This is a genomic window from Proteocatella sp. QWL-06 (assembly GCF_058684135.1).
This window is the reverse complement of record NZ_CM178755.1, coordinates 464112-484051: the sequence shown is the minus strand read 5'-3', so window position 1 is coordinate 484051 and position 19940 is coordinate 464112. Positions and strand designations below refer to the sequence as shown.

At 43.2% G+C, this 19940-nt stretch carries 17 protein-coding genes; 6 read left to right on the top strand and 11 right to left on the bottom strand.

The features are described from left to right. Positions 1-6 precede the first annotated feature (6 nt). The 4 genes from mce to AC4PGZ_RS02410 are packed head-to-tail and all read right to left on the bottom strand — an operon-like array spanning position 7 to position 3478. The gene (gene mce / locus AC4PGZ_RS02425; protein WP_492159455.1) at positions 7-417 is read right to left on the bottom strand and encodes a methylmalonyl-CoA epimerase; all 411 of its coding nucleotides are present in this window, start codon (positions 415-417) and stop codon (positions 7-9) included. Positions 418-443: 26 nt separating this feature from the next. Beyond that, on the bottom strand, positions 444-1358 hold the full coding sequence (meaB, locus tag AC4PGZ_RS02420; RefSeq protein ID WP_492159454.1) for a methylmalonyl Co-A mutase-associated GTPase MeaB: 915 nt from the start codon (positions 1356-1358) through the stop codon (positions 444-446). A gap of 10 nt (positions 1359-1368) precedes the next feature. Then, the gene (locus tag AC4PGZ_RS02415) at positions 1369-1773 is read right to left on the bottom strand and encodes a cobalamin B12-binding domain-containing protein (protein ID WP_492159453.1); all 405 of its coding nucleotides are present in this window, start codon (positions 1771-1773) and stop codon (positions 1369-1371) included. A gap of 25 nt (positions 1774-1798) precedes the next feature. After that, positions 1799-3478 carry an acyl-CoA mutase large subunit family protein gene (locus AC4PGZ_RS02410; RefSeq protein ID WP_492159452.1) on the bottom strand — a complete coding sequence of 560 codons (1680 nt, stop codon included), beginning with the start codon at positions 3476-3478 and terminating at the stop codon, positions 1799-1801. 323 nt (positions 3479-3801) lie between these two features. Here AC4PGZ_RS02410 and AC4PGZ_RS02405 point away from each other — a divergent pair, with 323 nt between their 5' ends. From AC4PGZ_RS02405 to AC4PGZ_RS02395, 3 genes are read left to right on the top strand one after another with little or no spacing between them, the layout of a single operon-like run. Further along, positions 3802-4902 (top strand): substrate-binding domain-containing protein, encoded by a 1101-nt coding sequence (locus tag AC4PGZ_RS02405; RefSeq protein WP_492159451.1) that lies wholly within the window; start codon positions 3802-3804, stop codon positions 4900-4902. 14 nt (positions 4903-4916) lie between these two features. Next, positions 4917-6521, top strand: coding sequence for a DUF4127 family protein (locus AC4PGZ_RS02400; protein WP_492159450.1), 1605 nt, complete (start codon positions 4917-4919; stop codon positions 6519-6521). A gap of 24 nt (positions 6522-6545) precedes the next feature. Beyond that, positions 6546-8765 carry a copper amine oxidase N-terminal domain-containing protein gene (locus tag AC4PGZ_RS02395; RefSeq protein ID WP_492159449.1) on the top strand — a complete coding sequence of 740 codons (2220 nt, stop codon included), beginning with the start codon at positions 6546-6548 and terminating at the stop codon, positions 8763-8765. Between the two features lie 64 nt (positions 8766-8829). Here AC4PGZ_RS02395 and uraA read toward each other — a convergent pair whose 3' ends face one another. Further along, entirely contained in the window at positions 8830-10092 is a 1263-nt protein-coding gene (uraA, locus tag AC4PGZ_RS02390; RefSeq protein WP_492159448.1) for a uracil permease, read from the bottom strand. A gap of 258 nt (positions 10093-10350) precedes the next feature. Between uraA and AC4PGZ_RS02385 the strand changes: the two genes are divergently transcribed. Genes AC4PGZ_RS02385 through AC4PGZ_RS02375 form a run of 3 tightly spaced genes read left to right on the top strand, consistent with a single transcriptional unit; the run spans position 10351 to position 14177 of the window. Continuing rightward, positions 10351-11007 (top strand): hypothetical protein, encoded by a 657-nt coding sequence (locus AC4PGZ_RS02385; protein ID WP_492159447.1) that lies wholly within the window; start codon positions 10351-10353, stop codon positions 11005-11007. Between the two features lie 32 nt (positions 11008-11039). After that, a complete protein-coding gene (gene clpB, locus AC4PGZ_RS02380) occupies positions 11040-13634 on the top strand; it encodes an ATP-dependent chaperone ClpB (RefSeq protein ID WP_492160240.1) in 2595 nt (864 codons plus the stop codon). Between the two features lie 33 nt (positions 13635-13667). Continuing rightward, positions 13668-14177, top strand: coding sequence for a GNAT family N-acetyltransferase (locus AC4PGZ_RS02375; RefSeq protein WP_492159446.1), 510 nt, complete (start codon positions 13668-13670; stop codon positions 14175-14177). A 66-nt stretch (positions 14178-14243) separates the two neighbouring features. On the opposite strand, the gene dsdA is transcribed toward AC4PGZ_RS02375, so the two are convergent. The 6 genes from dsdA to AC4PGZ_RS02345 all read right to left on the bottom strand — a co-directional run bounded on the left by dsdA (position 14244) and on the right by AC4PGZ_RS02345 (position 19876). Next, complete coding sequence (gene dsdA, locus AC4PGZ_RS02370; RefSeq protein ID WP_492159445.1) at positions 14244-15584, bottom strand: D-serine ammonia-lyase; 1341 nt, start codon at positions 15582-15584, stop codon at positions 14244-14246. 121 nt (positions 15585-15705) lie between these two features. Then, entirely contained in the window at positions 15706-16353 is a 648-nt protein-coding gene (locus tag AC4PGZ_RS02365) for a 3-oxoacid CoA-transferase subunit B (RefSeq protein ID WP_492159444.1), read from the bottom strand. A 12-nt stretch (positions 16354-16365) separates the two neighbouring features. Beyond that, the gene (atoD, locus tag AC4PGZ_RS02360; RefSeq protein WP_492159443.1) at positions 16366-17016 is read right to left on the bottom strand and encodes an acetate CoA-transferase subunit alpha; all 651 of its coding nucleotides are present in this window, start codon (positions 17014-17016) and stop codon (positions 16366-16368) included. A 161-nt stretch (positions 17017-17177) separates the two neighbouring features. Then, positions 17178-18299 (bottom strand): non-hydrolyzing UDP-N-acetylglucosamine 2-epimerase, encoded by a 1122-nt coding sequence (gene wecB / locus AC4PGZ_RS02355; RefSeq protein WP_492159442.1) that lies wholly within the window; start codon positions 18297-18299, stop codon positions 17178-17180. Further along, positions 18286-19323 carry a glycosyltransferase family 4 protein gene (locus tag AC4PGZ_RS02350; protein ID WP_492159441.1) on the bottom strand — a complete coding sequence of 346 codons (1038 nt, stop codon included), beginning with the start codon at positions 19321-19323 and terminating at the stop codon, positions 18286-18288. The genes wecB and AC4PGZ_RS02350 overlap by 14 nt, the downstream gene beginning before the upstream one ends. A gap of 61 nt (positions 19324-19384) precedes the next feature. Next, complete coding sequence (locus AC4PGZ_RS02345) at positions 19385-19876, bottom strand: deoxycytidylate deaminase (RefSeq protein ID WP_492159440.1); 492 nt, start codon at positions 19874-19876, stop codon at positions 19385-19387. Between the last annotated feature and the right edge of the window lie 64 nt (positions 19877-19940).

Here is a 19940-nt window from a genome sequence, read left to right as displayed (position 1 = left end):
CTCCCGTTAAACTCTTTCACTCAGTTCAAGTAATATTCCGTCTGTCGATTTTGGATGACAGAATGCTATTTTTGCTCCGCCTGCACCATATCTCGGTGTTTCATCGATCATCTTACAGCCTTTGGCCTTCATCTCTTCGATGGCTTCTTCGATGTTGTCTACTCTCAGTGCTATATGCTGCACTCCGCCTCTTCCACCGTTCTTCTCGATGAATTTCGCTATTGGACCATCTTCATGTGTAGATTCCAGGAATTCAAGCTCTGTATCTCCAACCGGGAAAAAAGCCACTCTTACCTTTTGCTCTTCCACAACCTCTGTTCCTTCACATTTTATGTTCAGCACATCTTCATAAAACTTAATCGTCTCATCCAGATTGTTTACTGCTATACCTATGTGATCTACTCTGTTTACGTTCATCTTTTCTCCTTTCAGACAAATCAATTCTACTGTGCAAATATATTCTTATATAGCTGCTCTGCTTTTTCATAAGGATTTTCAAGATCTTCCCTGAGCATCCCTTTTTCAAACTCTCTGTCAAGTATCCTGTCCAGCCTGCCGTGTACAAGCTCTCTTATTAGGAGCTTTATTCTCTCATGTCTCTTTAAGGTTCTTGCATCTGTCTTTTCAAGGAATTCTCTGTGAAGAAGAAGGTTATCTACGAGCTCTTCGATGCCTTCACCCGTTTCTGCTACTGCCATCGAAACCGGAGGACGAAATTCCCAGTCTTTTCTGAAGTCAATCATTGAGTCTATTTCCCTGAAAGTCTTTTTTGCTCCGTCCTTATCAGCCTTGTTTATCACAAAGACATCCCCTATCTCCATGACCCCAGCCTTTATTGCCTGTATGTCGTCACCGAGACCTGGCACCATCACCATCAGGGTGGTGTCGGCGGTCTTTACTATATCTACCTCAGACTGGCCTACGCCTACTGTCTCTACGAATATATAGTCACATCCATATGCGTCAAGTACCGTAATGGCACTTGAGGTCGCCTTGGAAAGTCCTCCAAGCGAACCTCGAGTACCCATTGATCTAATGAATACATTGGGATTGACAGAAAGTTCATTCATTCTGATCCTGTCTCCCAGTATTGCGCCTTTTGTGAATGGGCTCGTAGGGTCGACCGCTATTATCCCCACCTTGTATCCTCTGTCCAGCATGTATTTTGCCAGCTTGTCGGTCAGTGTGGATTTTCCAGCTCCCGGAGGTCCTGTTATCCCTATTATATGCGCTCTGCCACCGTGACGGAAAAGCTCTGTCATTGCCTGCGCATGACCTGGCTTTTCATTTTCTACGAGTGTGATCATCCTGCTGCAGGCTACTTTGTCTCCGCTTAATAATCTGTCTACAAGCTCCATTTCAGTACTCCTATAATTCTCTTTTAAGATTTTCAGTTATGAATTCCACTGTAGTTCCAGTAGGCGTTCCCGGAGTGAAAACTTCGGCTATTCCGCTTTCCTTAAGCTCAGGAATGTCTTCCTGAGGTATAACCCCTCCTGCTATAACAAGTATCTCTTCGTATATTCCAGCCTGTTTCATAAGTTCTACGACTTTCGGAAGAAGGTAGCCGTGTGCTCCAGAAAGTATGCTCATGGAAACCACGTCTACATCCTCCTGTACTGCAGTTGCAACAATCTGCTCCGGAGTCTGTCTGAGTCCTGTATATATTACTTCCATACCTGCATCTCTGAGTGCCCTCGCTATTACTTTTGCTCCTCTGTCATGCCCGTCTAATCCTGGTTTTGCCACTAAAACACGAATTGGTCTGCTCATTTTTTGTTTCCTCCACACTTTTCTATTATAACATTACTGATTGCTTATATTCACCAAAAATATCTCTCATTACCTGGCTTATCTCTCCAAGTGTAGCATAGGCCTTTACAGCATCGATGATATATGGCATCAGGTTGTCGTCTCCCTGGCATGCTTTTCTAAGCGCTTCAAGTGTCTCAGATACTTTCTGGCTGTCTCTTTCCTCTTTGAGTGCGGAAATCTTGTTCTTCTGAAGTTCTCCAACGCTCATGTCGACTCTGAGCAGTCCTTTTGGAGCAGGCTCTTCTACCTGGAACTTGTTGACTCCTACTACTATCTCTTTTCCGTTTTCAATCTGCTTCTGGTATTCATACGCTGCATCCATTATCTCCTGCTGCATGAATCCCTTATCTATTGCACTTGGAGATCCTCCAAGGTCATCTATTCTTCTGATCAGGTCCATGGCCTGCTCTTCTATCTGAGAAGTAAGTGATTCTACATAGAATGAGCCTGCAAGCGGATCTATAGTGTCTGCAGCGCCTGATTCATATGCAACTATCTGCTGGGTCCTCAGTGCTGTTCTTACTGATTCTTCAGTAGGGAGCGCAAGAGCCTCATCCTTTGAGTTCGTATGGAGGGACTGTGTTCCGCCAAGCACTGCTGCAAGCGTCTGTATCGCAACTCTTACTATGTTGTTCTCAACCTGCTGAGCTGTAAGCGTAGATCCTCCGGTCTGTGTATGGAATTTGAGCATCATTGATTTCTCATTTTTTGCTCCAAATCTGTCTTTCATTATTCTTGCCCATATTCGTCTCGCCGCTCTGTATTTAGCAACTTCTTCAAAAAGATTGTTGTGCGCATTGAAGAAGAATGACAGTCTCGGTGCGAATGCATCTACATCAAGTCCTGCCTTTATTGCTGCTTCTACGTATGCTATTCCGTTTGCGAGAGTGAATGCGACTTCCTGCACGGCAGTAGAGCCTGCTTCTCTTATATGGTATCCGGAAATGCTTATTGTATTCCATAAAGGTACTTCCTTGGAGCAGTATTCAAATATGTTTGTTATAAGTCTCATTGATGGAGCAGTAGGGAAGATGTATGTTCCTCTTGCTACGTATTCCTTAAGTATATCATTCTGAATGGTACCTCTGAGCTTGTCTGCAGATACTCCCTGCTTTTCAGCTACAGCGATGTACATTGCAAGAAGAACTGATGCCGGCGCATTTATCGTCATTGATGTGGATACCTTGTCAAGTGGAATGCCGTCAAAGAGTATCTCCATGTCCTTAAGAGAGTCTATCGCAACTCCAACCTTTCCAACTTCTCCCTGTGATATCTCGTCGCTTGAGTCGTATCCCATCTGAGTAGGAAGGTCGAATGCCACAGAAAGTCCTGAAGATCCGTTCTCGATGAGGTATTTGTATCTTTTGTTTGATTCCTCTGCAGTTGAAAATCCTGCATACATCCTCATTGTCCAGAATTTTCCTCTGTACATAGTATCCTGCACGCCTCTTGTGAAAGGGTACTGTCCCGGCATACCAAGGTCTTCACAATAGTCAAGATCCTCTATGTCCGCCGGAGTGTACATTCTCTTTGTCTCAATTCCTGATGTAAATTCAAATCTTTCTTTTCTTTCCGGGAATCTTGCAACAGATTTTGCTACTTTTTCTTCTTCCCATTTTCTGGCAGCTTCTCTTACTTCATCAATCTTCGTTTTTTCAAACATGATTACTCCTCCATTTAGTAGACATTATATTTCTTATTTTTCAAAAGTCTATTATAAACTATATTTTATCAAATTATACTAAAAATTGCAACTTATCCGTCAAGAAAAATCGATTTTGCAAGTTTTTTTGTTCAACCCTTCAAATATCATAAAAATCAGCATTGCACAGCTACTCCATATACATCGCAAACCCGACTCATATTATATCATGAATAGCGTTTATATCAAAAGATTCTTTACAGTTGTGTTACTTATATTTAACTACCTGTCTTTCTCTGATATAATTGAACTTGAATGCAGACTAAATTGGAAAAGGTGAGAATATGCAAAAGAAAAAAGCTACAATCAAAGATGTTGCTCAGGCAGCAAACATTTCTATAGGAACTGTGGACAGAGTAATGCACAACCGTGGAGGAGTTTCCAAGAAAACTGAGGAGAAGATCAAGCGTATAGCAGCGGAGCTTAACTACACTCCAAGTACCATAGCTCAGGCGCTGGTTTCACAGAAGAACAACATAAAGATTGCCGTGATATATCCTGATGCAGAACCCCATTTCTGGAGTCAGGTTGAAAAAGGAATCAAGGATTTTGAAAAAGCATACTGCTTTTTCGGGGTCGAGCTCGTAGTTTACAAGACTTCCTGTTATGCAATCGATGAGCAGATAAAAATCCTTGAAGAGATAAAAAACAGCGACATAAAAGGCGTAGTTACAATACCATATAATTCATATAAGATAGACCCTGCAATAAATGAGCTCGTAAAAAAAGGTGTAGTCGTAAACACCTTTGTCAGTGACGCTCCCAACAGCAGGCGTTCATGCTATACCGGACTCGACGACATATCTGCAGGTGTGCTCTCCGCAAATCTCATGGGGCTTTTTCTAAAGGGTCAGGGAAAGATAGCGATAGTTGGCGTACACAGAGACGTACTGTGCATAGAAAACCGCATCCTTGGCTTTATATCTGCCATACACAAGGATTATCCTGGCATCGAGCTTCTCAGAATCTTCAACACTAGAATGCTCAGCGACGCCCATGAAAATCTTTATATAGAGGAAATGGTAGAGCTTACCAATCACGTACTCGACACGAATCCCATCCTTAATGGGATATATGTGACAAACAGCATGACAGAACATGTTGCAAAGATAGTCAAGGAGCGCAGAAAGGATTCTGATATAAAAATCGTAGGCCACGAGCTTTCAAACGACATAAACGCCCTTATTGCAGAGGGAGTAATAGATGCCTCAATATACCAGAATCAGAGAAAGGTAGTATATAACGCTCTCAAGACCACATATAAGCAGATCACAAGACAGCTTGAGGAATTTGAGCAGTACAACTATATCTTTCCTAATATCGTAACCAAGGATAATGTAAAATTCATAAAGGACATCTATAATCACAAGGATGAAATTGACTAGAGAAGGGAATCAAAATGAAAAGAAAAACAGCCTCAGTATTAATGGCACTGCTTATGCTGATAAATGCCTCGTCCATATCAGTATTTGCCGCTTCAAACAGCACATCAGCCTCTTCAAAGGCTGCAATTTCCAGCGGCCAGATCACGGAAAAGCAGGTCATATCGATAATCCCTCTGGATTCCAGGCCATGCAACACTCAGTATCCTCAGCTTACAGGAGGCATAATGAACCAGACGGTGCTGCTTCCTCCTTCTGAGATTCTTGACAATTATACTTCGGCTTCAGACTCTGAGGCTCTCTGGAAATGGATGCAGGATAAGGCATCTGTCAGTGATAACATGATCATATTCACCAATCAGCTCTTCAATGGAGGCCTCATATCTTCAAGGAGCTATGTCAATTCTGACTCTATAGAATATGACGTAAATCGCCTGAGCAAGTTCATACGCGAAAACCCTCAGCTAAAAGTAACTGTGGTTTCAATACTTCCAAGGCTGCTTCCAAGCCAGTTTGACATGTACTTTCAAAAATACCAGAGATCACTCGCCGCATGGGGAAAGCAGCTTGACCTGAACTATACGCTTCAGAAGCCGGAACCTCCATTCCCTGCTGATGTGCCTTCTGAAATAGCACAGAGATACAGGGATCTGTATACTTACCACGCCAAGCTTGCAACCAGTATTTCCGAGCTTGCCAGTCAGGGCCTCATAAAGAAATATTATATAGGTCAGGATGACGGCGAACAGTTTGCACCTTCAAACATAATCTACAGAAGCCTTCTCTCAAAGGCACATGAAAATGTCGTCGTACAGAAAGGTGCAGATGAGCTGACGATGATGATATGCGCGCAGGAAAATCCTTCCCCTCACGAAATAAAGCTTATATATACCAACCCCGACCTCATGAAGGAATATCTTCCTTATGAGTCCGCACCACTTGACGAAATAGTCAGCGAAAAGCTTGCAATACTTGGAATAACCGTAAATCCCGAGGCAAATGACACTCTCATAATCCATAACGATGCCAGCAATCCTTCAAAGGTATCAGAGCTGCTCCCTGAGATAAAGACTGGTTATATCGCAGTTGCCGATGTGGCCTACACAAACAGAGGCGACGTAAACCTTAAGGATATGCTTTTCCAGAAAAGCTCAATCAGTACAATTGATGCATATTCAGGCTGGAATACGGCCGCCAACACTGTCGGAACAGTACTTTCCCAGTATATGGCCACTGAATATCTTTCGCTCAACTATGACAGGCTGACTCCGCAGGCCGCAAAGGAATCAATTGATTCTCTTATGAAATTCAAGTATGTGAGGCTTGCAGAGGATATAATATATCAGGGCCTTATGATAAACAACATGAGAAGCATATTCACTGCGCGAGGCATGAGAATGTCAAACGGAGACCTATATACAGACAGGAAATATGAAGCAGAGCAGCTGCTTAATGAATATGGTTTTAAATATGTGATCGAACTGAATAAATTATTCCGTGGAACCAACTATATCCACCTTGGCGAAAGAACCGTTGAGACAAACTACAGCCTCGTTAACTCAACCTTCACATATCCATGGCACAGAACATTCGAAGTCCTTGTCAGTACAGTATTTTCATAGCAATCAGATTTGAAAGGAACAGAAATGAAAAAAAGTGTAATAATTTTAATGGTCGTCTCAATGATAATGTCATCCAGCTCCTTTGCATATGCAAATGATGCTCTTTTTGATGTACCTGAAACAGACGTGAAAACAGAAATAACAGAAGAAATAACAGAAGACCCACAGACAGAACCAGAAAATAACGAAGCTGAAGCTTCCGACACCAAGGAAGATCTGGCTGATGATTCCAAAGATGCTGATGGAGCCTCTGCTGGAGACTCTGCAGATCCTTCCTCTTCCGTAATAAAGCAGAAGGTAGTAAGGCTCATACTGGGCAGCGACAGCGCATATGTAAACGGCGTGAAAATCAAGCTTGATACCCCTGCTGAATCCATAGATGGAAGGACATTTCTTCCGCTAAGGTTCATATCAGAAAACCTGCTCGAAGTAAATCCGGTATTCGACAGTGCAACTAAGACCCTTAAGATAGTAAACAAGGAAAAAACAGTTTCTCTTACCATAGGAAGCAAGGAAGCCATCGTGAACTCTGAAAAGGTTCAGCTCGATGGAGCCCCGGTCGTTAAAAACGGCTCAACGCTTCTTCCTCTAAGATTCTTTGTAGACAACTATGACATGACCATAAGCTATGACCCTGCAAAAAAAGAAGTCACAATCAAGAAAACCACAGGAATAAACAATCTTCCATCGGCTGATTTCGAATTTGCAAGGCCGAGCTATATAGCCGGTCAGAAGATAGAATACACCGACAAAAGCTCGGATCCTGACAATGATTCCATAGTGGCGCACGAATTTATGACAAGCCTGGATTCCGTAAAGAAATCAGCTGACATTAACCAGCTCCTTTCAAAGGCCCCTGCAGGAGAATATGAGGTAAGATACCGCGTTCAGGACTCTCAGCTCGACTGGAGTGAATGGATATCAAAAACACTTGTAATAGAAAAAAACGAGCCTCCTGTTATTGAATCCGTAAGCATGTCAAAATCTGCACCGGGACGCGGAGAGAGCTTTGACATGACTTTTGAATATTCAAACGAAGACTGGGAAAAAATCATAAAGGAAGAGTGGTCATACAGACATGAAAGTCAGGGCCCATCTCAGGCAAGAAAAGAAAAGCCTTCGAGGATATTCACTACAGGAGATTATGTAGTTACTCTGAAGCTTACAGATGCATACGGAAATGTAAGCGAGGCATACGAAAAGACAGTAAAGATATCTGACAGGATAGTCCAGACTCAGTTTGAATACCTCTCAGCGTCAGACCCAGTAAATTCAGAGCTTGAAAACTATGACAACAAAGACTACAACAAGCTATTCCAGACAATGTCAGAACTCAAGTTCATCGACATAGAAGGAACTCTCATCATGAGTGACTCTCCTGAAAATGTTTATGACTACGGAATCCTCTATGAGGAAACTACTGATCTTGACGGAAGAATACTGCTTTATCATGTAAACAAGATCCCATCTCCTCGAAACTCCGGAGCCGGTCTGCTCATAACAGTTGAAAACACTGATGACAAGCCTGTAAGATTCAGTCTCGAGAAGACAGGAATGAAAGGTCCGTCTACCGATCCGCTCGCAGTGGGAACAAAGGTCCTTGAGGCTCATTTCTCACCGGGAAACACATATGGCGCCTATGACATAAAGCCAGGAGAAAAGGTCTCAGTCTGCGATTCGAGAGGAAACATAAACTGGAAGCCAGACCACCTGGTATCCATGCTCAGCGAATACAAGACTACAGGAAAAGTAAAGATCACTATCTACAGCGTAGGCCCGAACACAGGCATGGATCACCTCGGCCTTCTCACATATCTTCCAAAGGATCAGCATCCAAGAGGTACCTTCAACATAACTCACCGAAACCTTGCCGTAAATGTCCCAGCCGAGATACCTACATCAATAGTGCTCGGTGGAAAAGAGACGGAGTGGATAACCGGGGATGATGGAATTACCGGAGAAACAGTTACCAACAGAGGAAATTACGGTGTTGAATACAGAGTAAGCATGACTCCTGAAGAAGACACACTGGTTTTCCTTAACGCACGCGGAGGCCCTTTCAAGGGCATCGTAGGCTGGATTGACGGAAATCCAAGGTACGTCAACTCATATTACATGAGCTCAGCATCATATGTCGGCAAGATACCTGCCGGAAAGACATCCACTATGCGCTACATGCTTCCTAACGGTTCTTCAGCCCCTGTGATAATAGGGTTTGTGCCCGAAGCTCAGTGGAATGCATAAACAAAAAAACTTCAGCCTGGGCTGAAGTTTTTTTATGCCTTTTTATATTGTTATCAATCCATTCCTAATGATTCATCAGTCCGGCTTTCTCAATGATGTAGAAGCAAAGGCTTATGAATACCGCGATCACGCTTGCCAGAACCATACCCTTGAGCTGTACAGTAGCAAGGTTTATAGTAAGGCCGCTGAGTCCTGATGTAAATACTACTGAGGAAAGTATGAGATTCTTTGACTGGCTGTAATCAACCTTTGAGTCAACCAGAAGTCTTATACCTGATGCTCCTATCATTCCGTAAAGCAGGAAGGTAACTCCCCCTATTACGTTTCCAGGTATAGTCTGTATAAGAGCCGCAAGCGGTCCTATGAATGCCATGCATATTGAAATCACAGCTGCTCCTGCTATTACAGATACGCTGTAAACTCCGGTAACAGCCATAACCCCTATATTTTCACCGTATGTCGTAGTTGGAACCCCTCCGATTAATCCAGAGAGCATAGTAGAGAAATTGTCTGCAAATATGCTTCTGTGCAGTCCTGGATCCTTGAGCAGGTCTCTTCCTATGATGTTGCTTGTCACAACCTGATGGCTTATGTGCTCGGAAGTTATTACAAGAAGCACCGGCAGCATAGTCATAGCAGCCTGAAGGCTGAATTTTGGAAGCTGAAACAGCGGCATAGTAAATAAAGCAGCTTCTTTTACAGGAGTAAAATCTATCATTCCAAATGCCATAGCCGTAACATAGCCGGCAACTATCGAAATCAGTATAGGTATTATTGCAAAGAACTTCTTGAACATTACAGATCCAAATACCGCTACTCCCAGAGTCACGAGAAACACTGTCATGTCCTGCGTAGTCGAATTCTCGACCATTATGTTTGCGCCAATCGCACCTCCCGCAACGGTAAGTCCTGCAAGCTCAAGACCAATGAGCGCAACTACAGGGCCCATGGCAGCAGGCGGAAGAACGATGTCTATCCATTTAATGCCAAACCTGTAGATTATATATGCTAGAATACATCCAAGCAGACCTGTCGTAACGAATGCCCCCTGTGCATATTGGAATCCCTGGCCTGCAATTATTATGCTTGCCGGGCCTATGAATGCAAAGCTTGACCCCAGATATGCGGGAGCCTTTCCCTTGGTTATGAATATGAACAGCAGCGTACCTATACCATTCATAAGCAGTACTGTTCCAGGATTTATCCCAAACAGTATCGGAACAAGCACAGATGCCCCAAACATAGCAAAAGTATGCTGCAGACTTAACGGTACGAGCATACTGAACGGCACTTTCTCTTCAACTTGAATTATTCTTTTAGTTGACATATTTTCCTCCTTATAATTTATCTCAGACTATTTTATCGGAAATCTGAACTAAATACAATACCAAATGGCAAATTTTACCATTTTTTGCATATTTTTCCGAACGTTTGTATATGGATTTGTCTGTATTTATTCGATTTCATTCATCATTCCTCACAGCAGCATAATTTGTATAAAATAATACATAAATATTTGTATAAAATAATACATAAATATATTGACAATTTATATAAATTCTATTACGATATTTTCAGAGGTGATATGATGAAAAAAACAATGTACAGTCTTATGCTTTCAAAGAACATTATAGATGAAATCGACAGGCTTGCCTGCATAAACAATACAAACAGATCCAATCTTATAAATCACATACTTGCAGCCCATCTCTCCCTTTCTACTCCAGAGATGCACATAAGGGAGGTCTTCGATCTCATAACGGAAGATATGAGAAAGAAAAACAGCTTCATGATTCAGCAGATCTCATCCGATTCCATGCTCTTCATAAAAAGCACGCTCGACTATAAATACAAGCCTACCGTACGATATACTCTCGAGCTTTACAAGAATATGGATAAATGCATGGGATCTCTCAAGATACAGTTCCGGACTCAGAGCGACGCCCTGACCAGGCAGCTGGATGCGTTTTTCAGGCTGTGGAGAGAGCTTGAAATAAAGCATGTTCATCCAAGACTCGCAAAAGGCGTCATATCCTACAGAATAGATACAAACAGGTTTGAAAGAGATCTGGCAATGCCAGAGGATCACTGCGAAAACAAAACGGTAAGCAGGGCTATAAGCTATTACATCGGCATGTATGACCATATTCTCAAGCTGTATATAAGACATCCGGAAATCACGTTCGTTCAGCTTGAATCAGAATATCTGGAAAAACTTAAGCATTCTGTCCTTTTTATTTAGAGAAACACGTAATTAATTATGGAGGGAAAATGATGAATACACAAAAATTCACTCAAAAATCAATGCAGGCCATAATGTCTGCGCAAAACGAGGCCATCGAAAGAAATAACATGCAGGTAGAGGCAGAGCATCTTCTATATGCGCTTCTCGTCCAGGAAAGCGGGCTCATACCAAGACTTGTAGAAAAAATGGGACTTGATCTTGACTTTACGATAAAGACTGTGGAGGGCTATCTGTCTAAGATACCTTCAGTTTCCGGTCCGGGGAGAGAGCAGGGAAAGGTATATGTCTCTCAGACAGTTGAGAAAATACTGCTTGAAGCCGAAAAGCAGTCAGGCATATTCAAGGATGAATACGTCTCCGTAGAGCATATAATGCTGGCCTTCTTTGAGATAAGCAGCCAGCATATAAGAGAAATCCTTGAAAAAACCGGCATAGAGAAGCTCAGGTTTCTTGAGGCGCTCAAAGCAGTAAGAAGCAGCAGCAAGGTAGTCAGCGATAACCCGGAGGAAACCTACGAAGCTCTTTCAAAGTATGGATATGATCTTGTCGAAAGAGCAAGGATGCAGAAGCTGGATCCAGTAATCGGAAGGGACAGCGAAATCAGAAATGTAATCCGCATACTCTCAAGAAAGACAAAGAACAATCCAGTCCTTATCGGCGAGCCGGGGGTAGGAAAAACCGCCATAGTCGAAGGGCTTGCCATAAGGATACTGAAAGGCGATGTTCCGGAAGGTCTCCGGGATAAGACAATATTCTCACTTGACATGGGCTCACTTATCGCAGGCGCGAAATTCAGAGGTGAATTCGAAGAAAGGCTCAAAGCCGTTCTAAACGAGGTCAGAGAGAGCGAAGGCCGCATCATACTCTTCATCGATGAGCTCCACAATATAGTGGGAGCCGGAAAGACAGACGGCGCAATGGATGCAGGAAATCTTCTCAAACCTATGCTGGCAAGAGGCGAGCTCCACTGTATAGGTGCGACCACCCTGGATGAATACAGAAAATATATAGAAAAAGACGCGGCCCTCGAACGAAGGTTCCAGCCCGTAATGGCTGATGAGCCAAGCGTAGAAGACACCATAACCATCCTGAGAGGCCTAAAGGAAAGATATGAGGTGTTTCATGGCGTATCGATTGCAGACAGCGCGCTCATAAGTGCGGCGACCCTGTCTCACCGGTATATAAGCGACAGATTCCTTCCAGACAAGGCCATAGACCTTGTAGACGAAGCCTGCGCAATGATAAGGACAGAAATAGATTCGATGCCTACTGAGCTCGATGAGATTTCCAGAAAGATCATGCAGCTTGAGATAGAAGAAGCCGCGCTCAGGAAAGAGTCTGACAAACTCTCAGCAGAGCGCCTTGAGCATACACGCAAGGAGCTTGCCGAGCTAAGAGAAGACTTTAATGCCATGAAGGCAAGATGGGAAAACGAAAAAGAAAGCATCCAGTCAGTGCAGAGGCTGAAAGAAGAAATCGGAAGCATAAACGCACAGATCGAAGCTGCCGAGAGAGCCTATGATCTGGAAAAACTTGCAGAGCTTAAATACGGAAAACTCCCTCAGGCAATAAATGAGCTTGAAAAGGCAGAAAAGGAAAGCAGCGACTCCAAAAAGAACACGCTCCTCAGAGACAGAGTCACAGAAGATGAAATCGCCAAGATAATCGCACGATGGACAGGGATCCCAGTGACCAAGCTGCTTGAAGGCGAGAGAGAGAAGATACTTCACCTTGATGAAATACTCCACAGACGTATAATAGGTCAGGATCAGGCCGTAGAAAAAGTATGTGAGGCCATCATAAGATCAAGAGCCGGCATATCCGATCCAGGCAGGCCAACAGGCTCCTTCCTTTTCCTTGGACCTACCGGTGTCGGAAAGACAGAGCTTGCCAAGGCGCTTGCTGAAAACCTGTTTGATGATGAGCAGAACATGGTAAGAATAGATATGTCCGAATATATGGAGAAGCACTCCGTTTCAAGGCTTATCGGCGCGCCTCCGGGATACGTGGGCTACGAAGAAGGCGGTCAGCTCACCGAAGCCGTAAGAAGAAAGCCTTACAGCGTAATACTTTTTGACGAAATCGAAAAAGCGCACAGCGATGTATTCAACATCCTGCTTCAGGTGCTCGATGACGGACGCATCACGGATTCTCAGGGAAGAACCGTGGATTTCAAGAATACCATCATAATAATGACCTCAAATCTTGGTTCAGAGTATCTTCTGAGCGGAATAGACTCAGAAGGAAACATTACAGAGGAAGCTCAAAATCATGTAACTGCGTTGCTGAAGAGATCCTTCCGTCCAGAGTTCCTCAACAGGCTCGATGAGATTGTATTCTTCAAGCCGCTGACCAGGCAGGAAACTGTAAAGATCGTAGACCTGCTAATAGCAAAAATTCAGGAAAGGCTCTCAGACCAGCAGCTCTCTCTTATCGTAACAGAGTCTGCAAGAAAATTTATAGCCGATAACGGATATGATCCCGTATACGGCGCAAGACCTCTTAAGCGATTTATACAGAGCCGCCTTGAAACCCTTGTAGCAAGACGCATAATCGAAGGAAACATATCTGCAGACGGAGTCATTACAGTAGATACAGACGCAAATCAGCTTATAGTACGCTGATGTTGATATTATGATTGCCAGGGAGGTGTCAGCTTGAACGTAAGAATAAGACCCATACACAGAAACGATGCGGTGTACCTCAATCAGATGAGGACCATGCCGGGGGTTTTTGAAAACATCCTTGGATATCCGTCAGAAAGACTCGAAAAAAGCGAAAGCTTCGCCTCCGCAGTGAATGATTCCTCTCATCAGTTTGCAGCAGTTGTAAAGGATGATTCCGGAGCGGAAATAGTCATCGGAACCGCCGGCTTTCATATAGCCTCAAACCCCCGAATGAAACACTGCGCTACGCTCGGCATAATGATTCACAGAGACTTTCAGGGAAAGGGAATAGGCGATATGCTTATGAAAGCCCTTACAGACCTCGCTGACAACTGGCTCATGCTTGTAAGGCTCGAGCTTACAGTATTTGTCGACAACGAAAAAGCAATCCACCTTTATGAGAAACACGGATTCGAAATCGAAGGAAGAATAAGAAAGAGCGGAATCCGAAACGGTGAATATGTCGATTCATATATGATGTCACGAATCAGGAACTGCTGATCCCTGCTGAGTATAAAAATATCAAAGGCTTCTGCTCTCAATTGAGCAGAAGCCTTTTTTCTGTATCTAAATAAGTTTCTTTCCTGTTTCGCAGTACTGCTTCATTATATCCTGAGGAACCATGCTTCCGCCAGTAGCCCATGCAACATGTATTATTGAATCTTCCCTGCCCTCTAAATCTGATGATCTGAGATAAGTTTTGCCTTCTTCAGAGCTGAACATCCTGTATATCCCAGCCACCCCTGCAAGTGCCGAAGGCTCCAGATATATATGCTCATTTTCAGCCATCATGTACAGCAGCCTGAACATGTTTTCATCAGTTACCGTGTAACATCCGCTCACCAGATTTTCGAGCGTCTTTCCTACAAAGCCTGATGCTCTTCCTACTGCAAGTCCGTCTGCGCTTGTTATGTTGTCTATTCCAAAGTCCTGGACACTGAATCTGTCATGAGTTCCCGTCATGCACCCCATAGTCATGCAAGGCGAGTGGGTCGGCTCAGCAAAAAAGAAATGCACATTTTCCATGAATATAGTCTTGAGACCAAATGCAACGCCGCCAGGGCCTCCGCCTACTCCGCATGGAAGATATACAAAAAGCGGATTTTGAGAGTCTATGCTTATCCCTTTTTCCTTAAGCTGCTTTTCCAGCCTTAGCGCTGCAACGGCATATCCCATGAACAGATTAACTGAATTTTCGTCATCCACGAAATAACTCATAGGATCGAGATCCGAAAGTCTTCGACCTTCTTCCACTGCCTTGCTGTAATCGGATTCATATTCCACGACTTCAACGCCCTTGCTCCTGAGCATGTCTTTCTTCCACTGCTTTGCATCGGCTGACATATGGACAGTTACTCTGAATCCAAGTTTTGCGCTCATTATTCCTATGCTGAGTCCGAGGTTTCCTGTAGATCCTACCGCCACCGCATACCTTGAGAAGAACTCTCTCATACTTTCATCTGCAAGCTTTTCGTAATTGTCATCGTAGCTGAGCATATTGTTTTCAATTGCCAGATCCTCTGCATGCTTGAGGATCTCATATATTCCACCCCTGGCCTTTATAGAGCCCGATATCTTGAGCTCATTATCGCATTTAAGCATGACTCTGCCTTTTATGTCGGCAGAGAAATAATCGCTCATAATTTTTTTCATAGACGGTATATCCCTAAGCGGCGATTCGATTATTCCTCCTTCGGCTGCCGTCTCCGGAAATACCTTTGCAAGGTATGGAGCAAATCTCTGTAGCCTCTCAGAAGCCTTTCTGATGTCGTCCTTTGACACCTTTAGACGTCCTGATTCCTCATCAAATTTCTTCATATGGTCATTTGTCCAGAATATCTCCCTGAGATCCTGCATATCCTTCATTTTCGGATATCTCCCAAGAATCTCTTTCATCTCATCGTTCATATAAGTACCTCTTTCTAAGAATTATATATACTATTCTACCCCATATCAAATGAATTGTATCAAAAAAATGCAGGAGATGATTTCATCTCCTGCCTGGTAAACATATTCTCAGTATCTGTTTTTATACTTCCATAGTCTTAAGGTTAGCTGAAACTATAAGAGTAGCCTCAGTAGCAGCCTGAACCTCTTCTACAGTGAGTCCTTCTGCTATCTCTACAAGCTCAAGGCCTTTTGCTGTAACTTCCATAACTCCCATTTCAGTTATTATAGTGTTAACCTGGTGGCTTGCTGTAAGAGGAAGACTGCATTTCTTAAGGATTTTCGGTGCTCCCTTTGCAGTGTGCTCCATAGCAACTATAACCCTTTTTGCACCTACTACAAGGTCCATCGCTCCGCCCATTCCCGGAACCATCTTTCCTGGTATCATCCAGTTTGCAAGATTGCCCTCTTCATCTACCTGAAGCGCTCCAAGTACTGTAACGTCAACGTGTCCGCCTCTGATTATAGCAAATGATGTAGCCGAGTCAAAGAACATTCCGCCTGATTTTATCGTAACAGGCTGTGCTCCTGCATTTACTATATATTCGTCCTCGCATCCAGCTTCCGGAGCAGGTCCAAGTCCAAGAAATCCGTTTTCAGACTGGAATGTAACGTCCATGTCTTCAGGAATATAGTTTGCAACAAGCGTTGGCATACCTATTCCAAGGTTTACTACGTCTCCATCTTTCAATTCTCTTGCAACTCTCTTTACAATAAGTTCTCTAGACATTATATACTCTCCTTATCCCTGTACTATATAATCTATGCATACGCCTGGTGTCATTACCATGTTCGGATCAAGCTCTCCAACTTCAACTATCTTGTTTGCCTGAACAACTACAGTGTCCGCTGCCATCGCCATCAGCATATTGAAGTTTCTTGTTGATTTTTCGTACACTATGTTTCCTTTTTTGTCCACTATGCTTCCGAATATCAGTGCAAGGTCTGCTCTGAGTGCAGTCTCAAGAAGATATTCAGTTCCATTTACAGTGATCTTCTGCTTTCCTTCTTCTACTATAGTCCCCAATCCTGTTGGAGTAAGTATTCCACCAAGTCCTGATCCGCCGGCTCTGACCTGCTCTGCAAGGGTTCCCTGTGGTACGAGCGTAACCTTCATCTCGCCTGAATTCATCTGATTTCCAGTCTCTTTGTTGGTTCCTACGTGTGATGCTATAACATGGCTTACCTGCTTGTTAACTACCCATTTTCCTACGCCTTTGTCAACAAATCCTGTATCATTACAGATAAGAGTTATGTCTTTTACTCCCTTTTCAACTATAGCGTCCACAAGTTTTTCAGGAGTTCCACATGCAAGGAATCCTCCTACCATTATGGTCATTCCATCTTTTACAAGATCCATTACTTGACTGATTTCTACAACCTTTTGTTTCATAAGTTCTTCCTCCATTTTTATGCTTTTACCGTGTTAACGTTAACGTTATTTTTATAACTATATGATAACATTTATATCGCGGCTTGTCTACACAAAAAGAGCAAGTTTTAAAATAAAAAAAATTCAGCCTCTGACCGGTAAAATCAGCTGCTGAACTCTTTCTATCTGAATGTCTTTATTATATTCTCCACTATCCTCTGTGATGCCCTGCCGTCTCCATAAGGGTTGTTGGCCTTTGACATCGCCTCATATTCTTTTTTGCTGTCCATGAGAGCGCTGACCATTTCTACTATTGTATCAGTATCCGTGCCTGCCACCTTAACCGTGCCTGCCTCTACAGCCTCCGGTCTCTCCGTCTCAGTCCTTAGTACTATTACGGGCTTGCCAAGTCCCGGGGCCTCTTCCTGTATTCCTCCAGAATCTGTAAGTATCAGATATGATCTGCTCATGAGCTTTGCAAATGGCTGATATTCAAGAGGCTCTGTAAGAACTACGTTTGGAGATTCTCCCATTATCCTTCTTGCTGTATCTCTTACAAGGGGGTTCTTGTGCATTGGGAATATGATTTTTGAATCCGGGTATTTTTCTGCAATGATTCTCACTGCAGTGAATATATTCTCCATCGGCTCTCCCCAGTTTTCTCTTCTGTGGCATGTAAGGAGGATTACCCTTTCATTTTCAAAATCTATTTTTCTGAGTTCTTCCGATTCGAATTCATATTCCTTTTCTGTGACATAATAGAGCGCGTCTATTACGGTATTGCCTGTGACTATTATATTATCATCGCTTACATTCTCGGCAAGCAGATTCTTTCTGTTCAGCTCCGTAGGTGCGTAATGCCATGATGCCAGCCTGCCTGTAAGCATTCTGTTCATCTCTTCAGGATAAGGTGAATATATATTTCCAGTCCTCAGTCCAGCTTCGACGTGACCTACAGCCACTTTCTGGTAGAACGCGGCGAGCGCTGCGGAGAATGTAGTGGTGGTATCTCCGTGTACGAGTACGATATCCGGCCTGTATTCGCCCAGGACCTCTTCTACACCCTTTAGGACTCCGCTGGTTATGTCAGTTATAGTCTGGCCATGCTTCATCAGATTCAGGTCATAATCCGGCTTTATTTCGAATATGTCAAGCACCTGATCGAGCATCTCTCTGTGCTGTGCTGTTATTAAAACTTTGCTTTCGATTACATCGCTGTGCTTTTCAAGCTCTTTTACAAGAGGAGCCATCTTTATTGCTTCCGGCCTGGTGCCGAATATGCTTACTACTTTAATTTTTTTCATTTGTCTTAACTTCCTCCAGTATCTTCAATTTCTTTACACCAAAAAGTATCAGAAGCGCATCTGCGATTATTACAAGCGCTGCTGCGAGATAATCCGATCTCAGTATAAGAAGCGAGCTCGCCCCAAGAACGGCTGCGATTGCATAAAGGAACACCACGGTTTTCTTCTGGCTAAGTCCTTTTGCAAGCAGCCTGTGGTGAAGGTGTCCCTTGTCTGCCTCCATTATAGGCTTTCCTGCCAGATATCTCCTTATTATTGCAAAGGTTGTATCAAGTATTGGGATTGCAAGCGCAAATAAAGGTATTACAACCGCTACTACAGTAGCTCCCTTTATCGTTCCCTCCACTGCGGCTACCGAGAGTATGAATCCGAGAAAAAGCGAACCTGTATCTCCCATGAAAATCTTTGCCGGATTGAAGTTGTGCGGAAGAAATCCTACCGCTCCGCCTGCGACGCACATAAGAAGCGTTGCCGTAGCATACTGCTTTGAAAACAGCGCAACTGCAGTCAGCGTAAGCGCTGCTATGGCTGATATGCCTGCCGCAAGGCCGTCAAGGCCGTCGATGAGATTTACCGTATTTGTTATGCCGACTATCCAGAATATAGTAACTGGAATGCTGAGCATTTTAAGCACTACCAGAGTCTCTGCCCTGAAAGGGTTTGTAAAGAAGTTGATCCTTACGCCTGCCCAGGTAACTATCGCTGCACAGAGTATCTGTATGAACAGTTTTGTCTTTGCCTTCAGCGGGGTCGTGTCGTCAACTATTCCCATGCATACCATTATCAGGCTCGAAAGCATTATTGCCAGAAGCTCCTGTGTAGGCTGAATGAAAATCATCGCAGAAATTCCGAATCCAGTGAATATGGCAAGTCCGCCAAGCCTTGGAACCGGCTTTTTGTGCACGCGCCTGTTGTCTTTAGGTACATCAATCGCTCCTATCCTGTAAGCAAGGTTTATAACGAGTGGCGTTATAAAATAGCACACAAGTGCGCTTACTATAAAAGCTAAAATTGGTTTTGTCATTTTACACCTCAATAATTTGTCATATTACTTCTTTTATTTTTATATTTTAATTAATTTTGAATTAATATCCAGCATTTATATCCTCGATAAGGCTGTCATCATTGTCTATCCAGTCGCTTACCGGTATTATCCTGTAGTCATCTTTCGTGTCTCTTATGTACACTTTTTCAATCCCGGCATTTATTATGAGCCTTTTGCATATAGAGCAGGAATTGGCATTTTCCACTATGCTTCCGTCTGCATAATTTTTTCCTACCATATAGAGGCTTGCTCCGATCATGTCTTTTCTTGGCGCAGAAATTATCGCATTCATTTCAGAATGTACCGATCTGCATTTTTCATACATCTGTCCTCTTGGAATCTGAAGAGATTCTCTGTAGCAGTAGTTAAGATCAGTGCAGTTCTTTCTTCCTCTTGGAGCTCCAGAATATCCGGTTGAAATTATCTCATCATTCTTAACGATTATACACCCATAGTTTCTTCTGAGACAGGTTCCTCTGCTTGCTGCTGCCTCCGCTATGTCGAGATAGTAATTGTTTTTTTCTCTTCTCATATCATCCCTCCAAATACTTATTTTACATCAATTTTACATTTAAAGCTACTGTTTATATCAAAAG